Genomic DNA, 15,575 nt, shown 5'->3' with positions numbered 1-15,575 from the left:
GCTGCGGGGCCTGACGTTGTGCAGCGACTGGTAACCCTCATCGGTTATCATTCGTCAGAAATTCAACGACGAAGCCGATGAAGGAGCAGCATGGCAAACCCGGTCAATCATCCGCAGCGCTTCGCGCTCAACTACGAGTTGCATGCCCGTCCGCCGGAAGCGCTGAACATCCCGGAGCAGGCATCGTATCTCGCACTGGCCACCGATCCCTCCAACAGGCAAGCCGAGTACGAGAGCATCGTCGCTCTGTGCACACGCTATGGGGTGGCGGCCCCGGCGCCGGATGTCAACCATTTCCAGGCCGACCTCGGCACCTTTCGTGTCAAGTGGGAGCGCCGCACCGAGTGCAACAGCTTCACCTTCTTCCGTCAGGGGCCGTTCGACGATCCGTTCGCCCAGCCAGTAATTGGCAGCGTCCCGCAAGATTGGCTCGCCAGCCTGCCCGGGCAGGTTCTGGTGGCAGCGCACGTGGCGCTGCGAACGGCAGCCAAGAAAGCGACCACCAGCGAGGAACTGGCCCTGTTCTTCGAAGGTAACCCGCTCGTCGGCTCGCGAGTCGGCGACGGCGTCGCCAGCGTCAGGGCGGACTTTCGCATCCATGCCGACGGCTTCAGCCGTTTCCTGATCGAGGACGTGAGCCTCACCCAGCGCCAGGCAGGACGGATGGTGCAGCGTTTGACGGAGTTGGAAACCTATCTCATGCGCGCGCTGCTCACGCTTCCCCTGGCCAGGGCTACTTTGCCGGTACTGTTCGATGCCGACCAGCAACTCGGCACGCTGATCAGCGAAATGGTCACCGTCACTAGCGAAGACGAACCGGCTCTGCTCGACCGGCTGACGCGGCTTGCCGCTCTCGTCGAGAACACGATTTCGTCCACACTGGGTCGGATTTGTGCCGCACGCGCCTACCAGGAGATGGTGGAACGTCGCATCGTGGAACTGCGCGAAGTGCGCGTGGAAGGGCTGTCGACCTTGCGCGAGTTCGTCGAGCGGCGCCTCATGCCGGCGATGAACACCTGCGAAACCGTCGCCAGACTGCAGGACAGCCTGTCGGAGCGGATCAGCCGCGCTACCGAATTGTTGCGCACGCGCGTCGACATCGCCCTGCAACGGCAGAACCAGGCGCTGCTGAGCACCGCGGCGAGGCGAGCCAGGTTGCAGTTGCGCTTGCAGGAGACAGTGGAAGGGCTGTCGGTAGCAGCGGTCAGCTATTACGTTGTCGGCTTGATCGGCTATGCGGCCAAGGCGGTCAAGGCCGCGGGTGTGGCGGTAGATACGGAGATCGTCACCGGCATCGCGATTCCGATCGTCGTGGTCATCGCGGCGCTCGGCGTCCGGCACATCCGTCGTGTCGTGCAACGCGCCGTGTGGTAACAGCGAATGCAATTTCAGCCGCGTATCCTCGTCTGCCTGGCCTCTGACCAGATCATGCAGAACACGCTGCCCGCTCTCCGCCTGCGATCCGCGCACGTGGTCATCGCGACCAGTGACGTCGACCCGGTGCGCAAGGGTGCCGAGCAGGTCAGCCATGTACTGCGTGATGCCGGCTGGCCGGAGGATGCGGTACGCATCGTCGAACACACACCCGACCACGATCTGGCGAGCGTCACCCGCTATGCCCGAGAACTGGCCAGCGACCTGCAGCGCCGGCATCCCGGCCTGCCGATCGACCTCAATGCCAGCGGTGGCACCAAGGTGATGTCCTTCGGCTTCCTGGGGGCACTGAGCGGGCTTGGCGATGCCTGGTATTGCGATACCCGCCACAGCATGCTGGAGCATCTGGGCGGGGCTGCATCGCTCGAGCTGCCGGCCGACATGCTGCACCTGAACGACGTGCTGCAGATGCAGGGCTATCGCGTGGTGGCCGATCCCACCTGGAACGTCGAGTTCGCCAGCGCCGCTGCGGCGCGCGCCGACCTGACCGATCTCCTCGCCCGTGAGGCGCCGCAACTCAACGGCTATTTTGGCTACGTCAACCGGCTGACGCGCGAAGCGATAGCGCTTACGCGACCAGACGGCAGCATCGCACGCCCCTTCCGCAGCGAAGTCATTGCCGAACGTCAGTTGTTCCGGAACAACCACGAACTGGCCCGCGCCTTCGAGCAGGCGGCTGTTTGGCAGTGGGACGGCGATCGCGGTTTCCTCTTTGCCGACGAGGCCGCCGCGCGCTATGCTGGCGGCGGCTGGCTCGAGGAATGGGCCTGGCTGACGCTGGCCAGGCTGCAGGCCGATGGAGTCCTCCCCGATGGTCATTGGGGAACCAATGTGCGTATCGACGCCGGCCAGGGTGTGCAGGAGATGGCAGGCAACGAACTCGATGCCGCCCTGGTGTGGCGCAACCAGTTGCTGGTGCTTGAATGCAAGACCGGCGTGCAGATCAGCACCGAAGGCGGCAGCCAGTCGATCCTCAATCGCCTGGATAGTCTGCGCCGCCATGTCGGCGGCGCGATGGGCGAAACCTGGCTGCTCACTGCGCGACGGCTACAGCAAGGGGCCGGCTGCGCTGCGCGCGAGCGTGCCCGCGCCTATCGCATTCGTCTGATCGAACCTGAGCACCTGGTCGATCTGCGTGAGGACGTTCGTCAGTGGATGGGCCTCGATCCGCCGCCGGCGTGATCGCTCGCGGCCTTACTTGCGCAGCGCCGCCTTCCAGTCGCGAAAGACGTCCAGGTCCACGCCATCGGGATAGTTCAGCAAACCTGGAGTGAAGCCCTTCTTGCCCTTCTCGCCGTACTGCCAGATGATTTCCTTGGTTTTGCGGTCGATCACGATCACGCGGTCGTTCAGATCGTCCACCACCAGGATGTCGCCGGTGTCGGGCAGTTCGCGGGCGATCGAACAGTGGTCGAGCATCTTGTCACCGTCCTTGACGAAGTACTCCCAGGTGACCTTGCGCGTCGCCGGGTCGAAAATCACCACCCGGCCAGGCCGCCAGAAGTCAGCCACGATGACCTGCTTGCCATCCACCGTCGGGAAAGCATCCGAAGGATAGCGGATGTTCGGTGCCTTGACACTCCACAGCACCTGACCCGCGCGCGTGACGCGCGAGATCCACGCGTCCTTGATTTCGGTGATCAGGATGTCGCCGTTGTCCATCGGCGTCGCCCCGTTGGGGTGGGCCAGTTCATGCGGCGGGTGGTGCCTGCACTTGCCGGGCGTGCCCCACTGGGTGAGCACCTTGTTATCCTGCGGATCGATGATCAGCACGCGGCAGTTGCGAATGTCGGCGGTGATGAACTTGCCGTCGGCGAGCAGGTGCGCATCGTCCGGGTAGTTCAGCAAGCCCTCGCCGCTGCCGCGGGTGTCGGGTATGCCGTAGGTCCAGGTCAGCGTGCGCTTTTCGTAGTCGACGAGATGGACGTCGAAGTTGTCTTCCTCGCTGACCGCCAACTGCTTGCCGTCCACCGAAAAGTTGACGTCTTCGTTGCCGCGATAGATCTTCAGGTTTGGCGACGGAAACTCCCAGACGATGCGCTTGTCGGGGGCCACTTCGAGCAAGCGGTTGTTGCGCCGATCAGCGATCACGATGGGGTAGGGCAGGGGCTTCCCCCACGACGGAACCGGATTCCTGCGGTCGCCGGTCACCGGGGGGATGGCGGGAAGCTTGACGCCGCTGGAGACCATGCCGGCGCCGGTCATTTCCGCGGTCACCTGGACTTCCACCCCGGCCGGTTTGACGGCTTTCTCGGGCTGAGGCGCGACCGGCGAGGCCCGCGCAGCCAATGTCAGCATCGTTCCGGCCAAGGCGATGGTGAATGCGGCGAGGCCCGCGCCGGTTGCCCGCCGGGTGGCCGTGAAGCGTGCATGGGAAGCGATTTGTGTGGGCATCCGGATTTCCTTGGTGCGCCGGCGGACGGCGAGCATGGCCGCCATTGTCCAACACTCGCTGGTGGCTGATCTTGACCTGCAGCAAAGGAGTGTGCGTCTGCCAGCACTGCTCGGGTCAAGGGCTTTCCAGCACCAGGCGGTCATGCCGCGGCTGTACCGCTCGGGCATTGTCGGCAAAGCGCTCGCGGTAGCGCGCCAGTTGCGCCGCCGACAGTTCCAGCGGCTGCTTGAGGACGATCCAGTCGACGCCCTCGGTGCACGGCGGGGCAGTCAATGAGCCTGGGTAGCGGTAGTAGCCTCGGGATGCCGGCAGCAGGCGGCTGACATCGACCGTAAGCCCCGGCGGCGCGTGAGCGCCGTCGCCGCGCGCCGGAATGAGCGGTAGCAGGGAAGCCAGCAGCGGGTTCTCGGCGCCGATGCGAAACAGCACGACGACCGCCAGCAACTGTCCCGAGGAGCTCTTGTGCAGCAGGTGTGCCGCCATCGGGAATTCCTTGCCGGCGATGCGGTCGCCACTCGGCGTGTGAAAGTGGAACTGTTGTAGCGTGTAGCGCTGAGTGCCGATGTACAACTGGTTGCCATTGCCGAAGCGCACCCGCACCGTGTGGCCATCATCGGCGATTCTCAGCGGCGAAGCACGGTAATCGAAGGTCAGGGCAGCCAGCTTCTGTCGCGTCGTGGCCGTGATGTCGATCGGTGATTGTCGCTGCCCGCTATCGCAGGTAGAGGCCCAGCCGGTGGCGGCGGATAGCAACAGCGGCAAGAGAAGACGTTTCATGGGTCTGACGCACAGCGACGGTTGTTCCTGAAGCATATAGTAGCGCGCTGGTGCTCAGCGATTGCTGACCGTGCTCAGGGCAATGCCAGCAGCCATGAAGGAGCCACCCGCAAAGCGGTTCATCAAGCGCTGACGCGGAGGGCTGTTCAGCCACCGCCGGAGTGACGCTCCACCGTAGACGTATGCCAGTTGCCAGCTGCTTTCGATCACGTAGAAAGTGGCCCCCAGGGCAAGCCATTGTGGCATTTGCGGCGTATCGGCCCGGATGAATTGCGGAAACAGGGCGGCAAAAAACACAAAGGCTTTCGGGTTGCTCATGGCCACCAGAAACCCTGTGCGAAAACGCTGCGCGCTGCTGATCACTGCGTCAGCCCCGGTATCGATAGCGCAAGCGGTTTCGCTGATTGGCGCGTGCCAGGCTTGATAGCCCAAGTACACCAAGTACGCAGCGCCCGCGTATTTGACGAGCGCAAACGCCGTTTCCGATGCCGCCAGCAAGGCGCCCAGCCCGGCAAGCGAGGCGGCCATGATCAGGCCCAAGGCGGACAGCAGACCTGCCATCGTCGGCAGGGCACCGCGCACCCCGAAACGTATCCCATGGCTCATGGCCAGCAACATGTTGGGGCCAGGGGTGGCGGACACAAAAAACACGGTGACGACGAACAGCAGCCAGGTATTCAGACTCATGCGCTCCCCCTTGACTGCCGCGTCTTACTGGCTACGCCCGCAGAGAATCCGGCCGCATGCACAAGGATTCCGGTAGTGGCGCGACAGAGTGCGAGTAAGATCTTCTTCATGGCCTTGCTCCAGGGGGTGGGGAAAAGCAACGATGCTCAGCATATTGTATTCGCTCGCCGCTGTGTCGCAAACGTCCTGGAGGCATGCGCCTGGCGCTCACCGACACGCCCGCGGAAAACCGCCTGGGCGACCGGTGGTCGCTGTTATGTCTTGGTGCACAGATTCACCTGCCGTGGTACGGTAGAAGTTTGGCAGAAGAGGGGGAAGCAGTTGGACGGCAAGGGAGGCACGCATGGGAATTCTGGACTGGCTCTTCACCAGCAGTGACGAGGCGACCGGTTCGACGGTCGACCCCGCAGTAGTCGACCAGCGCATCGAGCAGGTCGTGCGCATCGTCAATCCGCGCCTGAAGCTCGTCCCGGGCTACCACCGCAAACTCGCCCCAGCGGTGGTGCGGGCAGTGCTCTACTGTCGCGAGCTGGAGGCGCAGATTCCGCCCGCAATTGAAGCGAGCGCCTCTGTCTGGTCGGCGAGCCCGACTTTGCGCGCTCTTTTTGCCACCGCACAGGACATCCCGGCGGTTTTCAGCCGCAGCGTGCAGGTTCAGGATTTTTTTTCAGCGACACCGGGCGCGGATCAGGTCTGGGCGACGCTGCGCTTCCTCGGCCGCGAGCGGGAAGGCTTCGGCGTCGCGGTCCAGGGCGATGTCGTTCGGTACGACGTAGCGCGGACGGCCGTGTCCTTCGAGGACAAGAAGGTCGTCCTGCCGAGCGGCTGCGAGCACGATGCACGGATCGAGATCCGACGCCGTGCATTCAAGTTTCTGCTCACGGAAGCACTGGAGCAGATCGCATCGCTAGATATGCAGCGCAGGGATTTGACGGGGCAGCGCGCCATGATGCAGGCGCGGCTACTGATCTTGAAGGGCCAGCGGGTCGGACTCGAGCCGATGCTGGACGAGGGTGGTGGTGCGTTGGCGAAGATCGAAGACGTGGAGCGGGAGCTTACCGAGAACGAGCGCGCGCTGGCCGCATGTCGGAATGGCGGGGAGAGCCTGCAGTTCGTCCTGGAGCGGGTGCAGGACGTGCTCACTCACGGCTCCGACCATATACAGATCCGCATGGTTAAACTGCGCCTCGACCAGTTCAACATCGTGCTGCCCGAGGGATCTGGCGAGGCGGCCATCGAGATCACCGTGCCGAAGGTGGTGGTCAGGCGTTCCCCGGTGGTGAACCTGCTCGCCTGTCGCTTTCCCCGCGGCGAGCTCATCCGCCGCGGGAGCTTGCTTGACCAGGCGCAGAGGCTCCTCGGCTGACCAGCGGCGCTCAGCAGTTCTGTAAAGGGGACCACAAACGCGATCGCTTGAACCAGAAAATCGTTCATCGTCAGTTCCTTACAAGAGCGGAAGGTCGCTTTAGGTGAGGCCGCCCACTTTCCGGTGCCGATCGCGCGCATACTTCCCGATCTTATCCACCTCATCCACCTTTTCCACTCTACAGGAGAATTCTTATGACTCTTTGCCCGATTGCCATCGTCGTTGGCTGCCAAAAATGCCCCGCGTTCAAGATCTGTCCGCTCAAAGGGGTGATTGGCGACAGCCCGGAAGCGCCGAAGCCGGAAGCCACAAGCACCGCTACCCCGCGAAAGAACGGCAGCAAGGATTAGGGGCCATGATTTTCAGCCCAGGCGACGAGGCCGTCGAGGACGAGCGGTCCACCCCGGTCAACGAGCCACGCTTTTGGCGCAACAACGGGTGGACCGCGCGGGTCATCAAGAACGAAGACGATGACGGATGGGCCGTGGCGATGATCAAGGACGGCGAACCCGAGCCCGCCCTGGTCGGCCCCTGGACGATGGGGCGTGACAAAAGGAATCCCAAACCGCTCGACGTCTCGGCCTTCAATACGCTGGTCAAGACCGCTTCGGAGGTCCTGCGTCGACACGAGCAACAAAAACATGCCATGTACCACAAGAGCATCACGGTGAGTGCGCAGACTGGTCGCGTCAGGGTCACTCTCGACATCGTTCCTGATGAAGACGATCCCCATGCCCTGCTTGCGGCGCAAGATGCCTCTGGCGAGCAACTGGCCGAGCTGCGCGTGCAGCCGGGATTCAAACTGACCATGGCCAGCGCCACGGCATGGATTGACGATGACTTTTGCCGGCCAGGCTGACGGCCCTTCGGACCGGGGCAGATGCGTTCGCAGAGTAGCGCAGCAGGGTCGGCGCGACGGTTGAGGAGTTCCGCGGACGAGTGATCCGCCGGGGTGCGGTGCTACTCCCGTAGCCGGGTCTTGCCGGCCATCATCTCGCCCATGCGGATCGGGTGGGCTGGCGCCCAGGCGGGATTGAAGGCCAGGGTGTCCTTCGGGAACAGCATGACCACCGTCGAACCAAGCAGGAAGCGGCCCATTTCTTCGCCTTTCCCGAGACGAATCTGCTGGTCGTCGTAAGACCATTGACGGATCCTGCCGCTGCGCGGCGGATTCACCGTCCCGTGCCAGATGGTGGCCATGCTGCCGACGATGGTGGCGCCGACGAGGGTCAGGACGAAGGGGCCGAACTCAGAGTTAAAGACACAGACCACGCGCTCGTTGCGGGCGAAGAGACCCGGCACGCCGCGCGCGGTGGCCGGATTGACCGAGAACAGCTCGCCAGGGACGTAGATCATGCGCTGCAGGCGGCCGTCGACCGGCATGTGTATCCGGTGATAGTCGCGCGGGCTGAGGTACAAAGTGGCAAAAGCGCCGTCGACGAAGTGGGCGGCCAGTTCGCCGTCGCCGCCGACGAGGGCCTGTGTTGAGTAGTGGTGGCCCTTGGCCTGGAAGATCTGGTCGCGTTCGATGCGGCCGAACTGGCTGATGGCGCCATCGACCGGGCAGAGAAAATCGGCGTCGGCTAGCGGTCGCGCACCGGCGCGCAGCGGTCGCGTGAAGAATTCATTGAAGGTCCGGTAGCCGACCGGATCTGCATCGACAGCTTCGCTCATCTCGACGCCGTAACGGCGAATGAACCAGCGGATGACGCTGGTGGTGAGGCTGCCGGCTTCGCTGTTGGCGAGTCGGCCGGCGAGGGTGGTCAGCGCCTGTTTGGGCAACAGGTACTGGGCCAGTACGGCGAGACGGTCGGACACGATTGAGCCTGGGAGAGAGAAGACGCATTAGCGCAGCGAGGCGTTGATATTCTCGAGCGCCGCCGATCCCGGGCAGAGATCGCTGGCGCCCAGCGCGTTCAAGGGCTGGTCGACGGTGTTGATCTGCTGATGCAGGTCGCAGGCCTCCGGGTCGACGTAGAGCAGTCCGGTGACCACCTCGCCGCACGCCGCATGCTCCTGGATGTAGCTCATCGCGCGGATGCGGTCGCCCGGGTCGTAGTCGGCGTGCAACTTCCTGAGACGCACGATCGACCCGTCGTGCTGGCCGACATCGGTGACCTCGCCCTCGCCGTACTCGACAGTGATCTCTTCGCGTGGTGGCCAGAAGTCGAGCCGATTCACGGCCTCGTTGTGCTCGCGCAGGTAGTCGTAGCTCTTGGTGCTGCCGGTGTGATTGTTGAAGGCGACGCAGGGCGACAGGACGTCGATCACCGCCGCACCCTGGTGGGCGAGAGCCGCGCGGATCAGCGGGATGAGCTGCGTTTTGTCGCCGGAAAACCCGCGCGCGACGAAGGTGGCTCCCATCACCAGCGCGAGCGTTGCCAGATCGATCGGCGCGTCGACATTGACCTGGCCACGTTTGGACTTCGATCCCTTGTCGGCGGTCGCCGAAAACTGTCCCTTGGTCAGGCCGTAGACGCCGTTGTTCTCGACGATGTAGGTCATGTTTACGCCCCGGCGCATGAGGTGGGCGAACTGGCCGAGGCCGATCGACGCCGAGTCGCCGTCGCCCGAAACGCCGAGGTAGATGAGTTCGCGATTGGCCAGGTAAGCGCCGGTGAGGACCGACGGCATGCGCCCGTGCACGGTGTTGAAACCATGCGAGTTGCCGAGGAAGTAGTCCGGCGTCTTCGACGAGCAGCCGATGCCCGACAGCTTGGCGACGCGGTGCGGCTCGATGTCGAGTTCCCAGCAAGCCTGGATGATCGCCGCCGAGATCGAGTCGTGGCCGCAGCCGGCGCACAGCGTCGACATCTTGCCCTCGTAGTCACGGCGGGTGTAGCCGACGCGATTCTTGGCCAGCGTCGGGTGGTGAAGCGTGGGTTTGGCGAGGTAGGTCATCTTCAGGCCACCATTCCTTCCCGCAGTGGGCGCACGTTGATCCGCGAGACGCGCTCGGCGATCTCCTGGGTGATGAAGCGGGCGGTGATCGGCGTGCCGTCGTAGTGCAGGATGCGAATCACGCTGGCCGGGTTCACCCCGGCTTCGTTGATCAGCAGCGTCGTCAGTTGCCCGTCGAGGTTCTGTTCGAGCACGAACACCTTCGAGTGGGCAGCAATGAATTCGGCGATCTCGTTCTGGAACGGGAAAGCACGGATACGCAGCGCGTTGATGTAGATGCCCTGGTCGGCGAGCGCATCGAGCGCCTCATGCATTGCCGGACTCGTCGACCCGTAGAAGACGGCGGCGAAACGCGCCGGATACCTGGCCGCGGTGAGCACCGGCAGCGGCACCAGCGACTTGGCCGTCTCGAACTTGCGCAAGAGGCGTTGCATGTTGTACACGTAGTCGGCGCCGGTTTCCGAGTAGCCGGCGTAGGCGTTTTTGGTCGATCCGCGAGTGAAGTAGCCACCCTTGGTCGGATGCGTCCCCGGGTAGGTCCGATAAGGGATGCCGTCGCCGTCGACGTCAAGGTAGCGACCGAAGTCGGCGCCTGCGTCGAGGGCCTCGCGAGTCATCACCTTGCCGCGGTCGTATTCTCGCGTGTCGTCCCAGGCGAACGGCCGGCACAGTCGCTGGTTCATGCCGATGTCGAGGTCGCTCATGACGAAGATTGGCGTCTGCAGGCGCTCGGCGAGGTCGAGCGCCTGCGCCGACATCTCGAAGCACTCGTAGGGGTCTTCGGGAAAGAGCAGCACATGCCGGGTATCGCCGTGCGAGGCATAGGCGCAGGCGAGCACGTCGGCCTGCTGCGTGCGCGTCGGCATGCCGGTCGAGGGGCCGCCGCGCTGAACGTTGATCACCACTGCCGGAATCTCGGCGAAATAGGCCAGCCCGATGAACTCGGTCATCAGCGAGATGCCGGGGCCGGAAGTGGCGGTGAACGAACGCGCGCCGTTCCAGCCGGCACCGATTACCATGCCGATCGACGCCAGTTCGTCTTCGGCCTGCAGCACCGCGTAGCGATGCTGGCCGCTGACCGGGTCAACGCGCAACTTCTGCGTGAAGCGCATGAAGGCCTCGGCGACCGACGAAGACGGCGTGATCGGATACCACGCGCAGACGGTGGCACCGCCGTACACGCAACCCAGCGCAGCGGCGCTGTTGCCGTCGACGAAGATCTGGTCACCGACCCGATCGCGGCGCTCGACCTTGAGCGCAATCGGCTTGAGGTGTTCGCGCGCGTACTCGCGCCCGAGGTTGAGTGCCCGCACGTTGGCGTCGAACAGTTTCTCCTTGCCCTTGTACTGCTCGCCAAAGAGCTTCTCGATTTCGGCGGGGTCGATGCCGAGGAGATCCGTCAACGCGCCGATGTAGAGGATGTTCTTGAACAACTGGCGCTCGCGCGAGTCGCTATAGGCGGCGTTGCAAAGTTCGGTGATCGGCATGCCGATGACGTGGATGTCGTCGCGGAAGCGGGCGCGCGGCATCGGCTTGGAGCTGTCGTAGAAGAGATAGCCACCGGGGTCGATCTCGCGCAAGTCCTGATCCCAGGTCTGCGGATTCATGGTCACCATCATATCGACGCCGCCGCGGCGACCGAGATAACCGTGCTCGGTCACGCGCACTTCGAACCAGGTCGGCAGGCCCTGGATGTTCGACGGGAAGATGTTGCGCGGCGAGACCGGCACGCCCATGCGCAGGATGGCGCGCGCGAACAGTTCGTTGGCCGATGCCGACCCCGACCCGTTGATATTGGCGAATTTGACGACGAAGTCATTGACCGCTTCGATCTTCTGCATTGTCGCTCCTCAGGCGGTTTGCTGTGGCTGACCTGGCACGCCCGAAGCCCGGCAAGCGGGACCGGCGTGCGTGATTTCGAGCAGGAACTTTTGCATGTCCCAGGCGCCGGTCGGGCAGCGCTCGGCGCACAGGCTGCAATGCAGGCAGACGTCCTCGTCCTTGACCATCACGCGGCCGGTTTTCAGCGTCTCGGAGACATACAGGTCCTGGCTCGCGTTGAGTGCAGGCGCGCGCAACCGCGGGCGCAGTTCGTCCTCGTCGCCATTGTGCGTGAAGCTGATGCAGTCCATCGGGCAGATGTCCATGCACGCGTCGCACTCGATGCACAGCTTGGGCGCAAAAACGGTCTGCACGTCGCAGTTCAGACAGCGTTGCGCCTCGGCGAACGCAAGTTGTGGGTCGAACCCCAGTTCGACCTCGATCTTGATGTTCTTCAACGCCGCACTGATGTCACGCAGCGGCACGCGCAGGCGGCGGTCGACCGAGATCGCGTTGTCGTAGCGCCAGGCGTGGATACCCATCTTCTGCGAGATCAGCGTGGTCATCGGGTCGGGTCGGGCACTGATGTCCTCGCCGTTGAGCAGGCGGTCGATCGAAACCGCGGCATCGTGACCATGCGCCACGGCCCAGATGATGTTCTTTGGTCCGAAGGCTGCGTCGCCGCCGAAAAAAACGTGCGGCACGGTCGATTGCATGGTCGTCGCGTCAACCTTGGGCAGCCCCCACTGGTCGAATTCGATGCCGATGTCGCGCTCTATCCAGGGGAAGGCGTTGTCCTGACCGACGGCGACCAGGACCACGTCGCACGGGAAGTGAGGGTCCGGCTCGCCGGTCGGCACCAGCCTGCGCCGTCCGTGCTCGTCGTAGACCGACCGCACTTTCGAGAAAGTCACGCCGGTCAGTCGGCCGCCGTTGTGGGTGAAGGCCTTGGGGACCAGATTGTTGAGGATCGGGATGCCCTCGTGCATCGCGTCTTCCTTCTCCCACGGGCTGGCCTTCATCTGCTCGAAGCCCGAGCGGACGATAACCTTGACGTCGTCGCCGCCGAGGCGGCGCGCCGACCGGCAGCAGTCCATCGCCGTATTGCCACCACCGAGGACGATGACGCGCTTGCTGATCGAAGTCGTATGGCCGAAGGCCACGTTGGCCAGCCAGTCGATGCCCAGATGGATGTGCTTCGCTGCCTCGCGGCGCCCCGGAATATCAAGGTCCTGGCCGCGCGGTGCGCCGGAACCGACGAACACCGCGTCGTAGCCTTCGGTGAGCAAGGTCTGCAGCGACTTTACGTACTGGCCGCTGCGGAAGTCGACACCGAGGCCGAGAACGTAGCCCGTTTCCTCGTCGATGACCTCTTCGGGCAGGCGAAATTTCGGGATCTGGGTGCGCATCATGCCGCCGGCGCGGGTGTCGCCGTCGTAGATCACCACCTCGTAGCCCAGCGGTGCCAGGTCGCGCGCCACGGTCAGCGAAGCGGGGCCGGCGCCGACGCAAGCCACGCGGCGGCCGTTCTTCTGCTCCACCGGCTGCGGCAGCAGGCCGCGGATGTCCTGCTTGTAGTCGGCCGCGACGCGTTTAAGGCGGCAGATGGCTACCGGTTCCTTGCGGCTCTGACCGTCCTCTGCTTCGTCCTCGACGCGGCTTCGGCGACACGCCGGCTCGCAGGGCCGGTCGCAGGTGCGGCCAAGGATGCCGGGAAAGACGTTCGACACCCAATTGACCATGTAGGCGTCGCTGTAGCGACCAGCGGCGATCAGACGGATGTACTCGGGAACGGGAGTGTGGGCCGGGCATGCCCACTGGCAATCAACGACTTTGTGGAAATAGTCGGGGGCGCCGATGTCGGTAGGCTTCAAGACGAACGCATCCTTTCTTCGCTACGAGTGCGGACCACGGCCCCTGGCCCGAGAGGAAACAAGCGCCCATACTAACGCGCCGCAGAAGCTCTGAAAAGAGTTATGTTTCATGGATATGTCGTGTTCGCTTGCGGATCGCCGCAGATGACGCCGCGGATGCCCGGCACGGCGAGTACGTGCCAGGCCATCTGTCTCAGCGCAGGGGTCGCAAGGCATGCGTGGTATCGATGTGGATCAGTGCGTCGAAGCGCCTGGCAAGCGACGAGTGCGCGTAATGGTTCTCGCGTTCCGCTGCCGGCAGATAGGTCACGCCGACGCCACGATCGAGCAGTGAGCGATCGAGTTGCCGGACCAGGTCGGCGTGGTCGCGAAAAATGAGCACGAAGGCCGGCAGGCCGACTTCGTGCAGCAGGTGTGACCAGCTCCCCACGATCGCCGGACGCAGCGTCGTGGCGCGGTCCGGCGTTGCCCAGCCGGTGGCCGCGCGAACGCTGCCCCTGAAGGTCGTCATGCCGACCAGATAGACCGCTTCGTCGCCGAGTTGTTGGCGCATCAATTGGCCGATCGACAGCTCACCGGCCTTCGCCTGATCGGTCGCGCGGGCGTCGCCCTGATGCGTGTTATGCGCCCAGACGACGAGTTTGCCATGCCTGGCGAGAAGGATCTGCAGCGACTCGGCGAGGAAGCGCTCGCGCTGATTCCATGACGTCAGAGCTCCCTCCGTGTGCAAGAGGCGATAGTAAGCTTCGGCGCCGGCGATCGAACGTGCGCTCATCAGCGCCGTAAACGCGGCGCGATCTGGATCCTGCGCGGCAAGTGTCTGCATCTGCGCCAGTCTGACCGCGACTCTGGTGGCGCACGAAGGCATCGACCCCCGCGCGACATCGCGGCCGTACAGTTGAGGATCGAGAGCCGGCCGCTTGTACGGTGCAAAACAGCGGTAGTCGCGCCTGGCCTGCGCCGCTGCCCTGGTGTCGCGCGCGCGCAGATAGCGCAACACGTCGGCGACGGCATCAGGCACGCCATAGAGATCCATGCCGTAGACAGAGATCGGTGAGATTGGCGAGATCACCGAGGCCAGCGGCCTCTCCCTCGCCGACTCGTCGTTCAGCGCCCTCAACTGATCGAGAAAAGCGGCGAACTGCTCGTTCCGCCACACCCAGCGCGGGAAACGCTGAAACGCGCGCCAGCGATTCACGGTATCGGGCGGCTGGAGTCTGCCGTGCACGAAGTCGTCGAGCCCGGTCGCCGGTGCCCAACCTGCTTCGAGAACGAGCGCGCTGAAGCCTTTTTCGACCATCAGCCGTTCTGTGAGGCGGGCCCTTTGATCGTAGAACTCAGCGCTGCCGTGTGTCGCTTCGCCCAGCATGACGAGCCTGGCGTCGCCAATCGAAGCGAGTAAGCGATCGTAGTCATCTGCGCTGTCGGTCATCGCCTGGGCGTGGGCGCCGATCACGGCGACGAGAGTCCGCTCGGCCTCCGGCCGGCTCTCTTCGGCCGCCAGGGCGACGCTCTCGGCGAGACAGCCGGCCAGCAGCAGGACGCAGAGCGCCAGCCACTGGCGGCGGATTTTCGGACGCGGGCGGGCTGGCATCGCTCTCCTCCTCCTTCTGCTGCTGCTTGATCGCCCTCAGTCAGCCATTTCGTCGAGCAGCCTCTGGTAGAGCAGCAAATCCCCGGCCGAGAAGCAGCAGAAGACGACCTCCTGCAGACGACCGAATTGACCGAATTCTTGCGTCGCAGCGCGAACGGTGGTCACCGCGATGCGCGCGGCGCGCTCGATCGGGTAGCCATAGATGCCGGTGCTGATGCTCGGCACGGCAAGCGTGTGCAGGCCATGGTCGGCGGCGATCGCGAGCGAACACCGATAGCACGAGGTCAGCAGTTCGGCTTCGCCACTGGCGCCGCCGTGCCAGACCGGGCCGACGGTGTGAATGACGTAGCGCGCGGGCAAGCGATAGCCTCGAGTGAGTTTCGCCTCGCCGGTCCGGCAACCGCCGAGCAGGCGACACTCGTCAAGCAACTCGGGGCCGGCAGCGCGGTGGATCGCCCCATCCACCCCGCCGCCGCCGAGCAGCGATGTGTTGGCTGCGTTCACGATGGCGTCAAGCGCCAGCGTGGTGATGTCGGCGTGCAGCGCGCGAAGGGTGGTGGGATTGGCGCGATGGGTGGGATCGCTTGGCTTGTTTTGATGGCTTGACATGGTGGCGCGGCCTTGGGAATCGTTCATCCTGAAAGCCTCGGTTGGCGGGGGAAAATCCGGTTCATGCTTCGACAGGCTCATACTTCGACCGGCTCATACTTCGACCGGCTCAGCAGA

Annotated in this window: 14 protein-coding genes; 5 read left to right on the top strand and 9 right to left on the bottom strand. The window is 64.2% G+C overall.

Annotation, left to right across the window (positions count from 1 at the left end; all coding sequences use genetic code 11):
- The first annotated feature begins 90 nt into the window (after positions 1 to 90).
- Both ACCAA_RS03400 and ACCAA_RS03395 read left to right on the top strand, forming a co-directional pair.
- Positions 91 to 1,374: a DUF3422 family protein gene (locus ACCAA_RS03400; protein ID WP_186405837.1), complete on the top strand. Its 1,284-nt coding sequence runs from the start codon at positions 91 to 93 to the stop codon at positions 1,372 to 1,374.
- 6 nt (positions 1,375 to 1,380) lie between these two features.
- Positions 1,381 to 2,616, top strand: a complete 1,236-nt coding sequence (locus tag ACCAA_RS03395) for a Card1-like endonuclease domain-containing protein (RefSeq protein WP_186405836.1) — start codon at positions 1,381 to 1,383, stop codon at positions 2,614 to 2,616.
- Positions 2,617 to 2,628: 12 nt separating this feature from the next.
- Here the strand turns inward: ACCAA_RS03395 and ACCAA_RS03390 are convergent, their stop codons facing one another.
- The 3 genes from ACCAA_RS03390 to ACCAA_RS03380 form a co-directional block, all read right to left on the bottom strand.
- The gene (locus ACCAA_RS03390; RefSeq protein ID WP_186405835.1) at positions 2,629 to 3,828 is read right to left on the bottom strand and encodes an outer membrane protein assembly factor BamB family protein; all 1,200 of its coding nucleotides are present in this window, start codon (positions 3,826 to 3,828) and stop codon (positions 2,629 to 2,631) included.
- Positions 3,829 to 3,943: 115 nt separating this feature from the next.
- Positions 3,944 to 4,606, bottom strand: coding sequence for a carbonic anhydrase (locus ACCAA_RS03385; protein ID WP_186405834.1), 663 nt, complete (start codon positions 4,604 to 4,606; stop codon positions 3,944 to 3,946).
- Positions 4,607 to 4,660: 54 nt separating this feature from the next.
- Positions 4,661 to 5,293 carry a LysE family translocator gene (locus ACCAA_RS03380; protein WP_186405833.1) on the bottom strand — a complete coding sequence of 211 codons (633 nt, stop codon included), beginning with the start codon at positions 5,291 to 5,293 and terminating at the stop codon, positions 4,661 to 4,663.
- A gap of 343 nt (positions 5,294 to 5,636) precedes the next feature.
- On the opposite strand from ACCAA_RS03380, the gene ACCAA_RS03375 reads away from it, so the two are divergent.
- The 3 genes from ACCAA_RS03375 (at position 5,637) to ACCAA_RS03365 (ending at position 7,518) form a co-directional block, all read left to right on the top strand.
- The gene (locus ACCAA_RS03375; RefSeq protein ID WP_186405832.1) at positions 5,637 to 6,659 is read left to right on the top strand and encodes a hypothetical protein; all 1,023 of its coding nucleotides are present in this window, start codon (positions 5,637 to 5,639) and stop codon (positions 6,657 to 6,659) included.
- 194 nt (positions 6,660 to 6,853) lie between these two features.
- Positions 6,854 to 7,009: a hypothetical protein gene (locus ACCAA_RS03370; protein WP_186405831.1), complete on the top strand. Its 156-nt coding sequence runs from the start codon at positions 6,854 to 6,856 to the stop codon at positions 7,007 to 7,009.
- Between the two features lie 5 nt (positions 7,010 to 7,014).
- On the top strand, positions 7,015 to 7,518 hold the full coding sequence (locus ACCAA_RS03365; RefSeq protein ID WP_186405830.1) for a hypothetical protein: 504 nt from the start codon (positions 7,015 to 7,017) through the stop codon (positions 7,516 to 7,518).
- Positions 7,519 to 7,619: 101 nt separating this feature from the next.
- Here ACCAA_RS03365 and asd read toward each other — a convergent pair whose 3' ends face one another.
- The 6 genes from asd to ACCAA_RS03335 form a co-directional block, all read right to left on the bottom strand.
- A complete protein-coding gene (gene asd / locus ACCAA_RS03360; protein ID WP_186405829.1) occupies positions 7,620 to 8,477 on the bottom strand; it encodes an archaetidylserine decarboxylase in 858 nt (285 codons plus the stop codon).
- 27 nt (positions 8,478 to 8,504) lie between these two features.
- A complete protein-coding gene (locus tag ACCAA_RS03355; RefSeq protein WP_186405828.1) occupies positions 8,505 to 9,560 on the bottom strand; it encodes a 2-oxoacid:ferredoxin oxidoreductase subunit beta in 1,056 nt (351 codons plus the stop codon).
- A 2-nt stretch (positions 9,561 to 9,562) separates the two neighbouring features.
- Positions 9,563 to 11,401 carry a 2-oxoacid:acceptor oxidoreductase subunit alpha gene (locus ACCAA_RS03350; RefSeq protein ID WP_186405827.1) on the bottom strand — a complete coding sequence of 613 codons (1,839 nt, stop codon included), beginning with the start codon at positions 11,399 to 11,401 and terminating at the stop codon, positions 9,563 to 9,565.
- Positions 11,402 to 11,410: 9 nt separating this feature from the next.
- Positions 11,411 to 13,255, bottom strand: a complete 1,845-nt coding sequence (locus tag ACCAA_RS03345) for an FAD-dependent oxidoreductase (RefSeq protein ID WP_186405826.1) — start codon at positions 13,253 to 13,255, stop codon at positions 11,411 to 11,413.
- 193 nt (positions 13,256 to 13,448) lie between these two features.
- Positions 13,449 to 14,849, bottom strand: a complete 1,401-nt coding sequence (locus tag ACCAA_RS03340; RefSeq protein ID WP_186405825.1) for an erythromycin esterase family protein — start codon at positions 14,847 to 14,849, stop codon at positions 13,449 to 13,451.
- A 36-nt stretch (positions 14,850 to 14,885) separates the two neighbouring features.
- Positions 14,886 to 15,458 carry an O-acetyl-ADP-ribose deacetylase gene (locus tag ACCAA_RS03335; protein ID WP_186405824.1) on the bottom strand — a complete coding sequence of 191 codons (573 nt, stop codon included), beginning with the start codon at positions 15,456 to 15,458 and terminating at the stop codon, positions 14,886 to 14,888.
- Positions 15,459 to 15,575 lie beyond the last annotated feature (117 nt).

Origin of the sequence: Candidatus Accumulibacter aalborgensis (assembly GCF_900089955.1) — a bacterium.
In the GTDB taxonomy this organism is placed as follows: domain Bacteria; phylum Pseudomonadota; class Gammaproteobacteria; order Burkholderiales; family Rhodocyclaceae; genus Accumulibacter; species Accumulibacter aalborgensis.
This window is presented reverse-complemented; position numbering and strand designations above follow the sequence as displayed.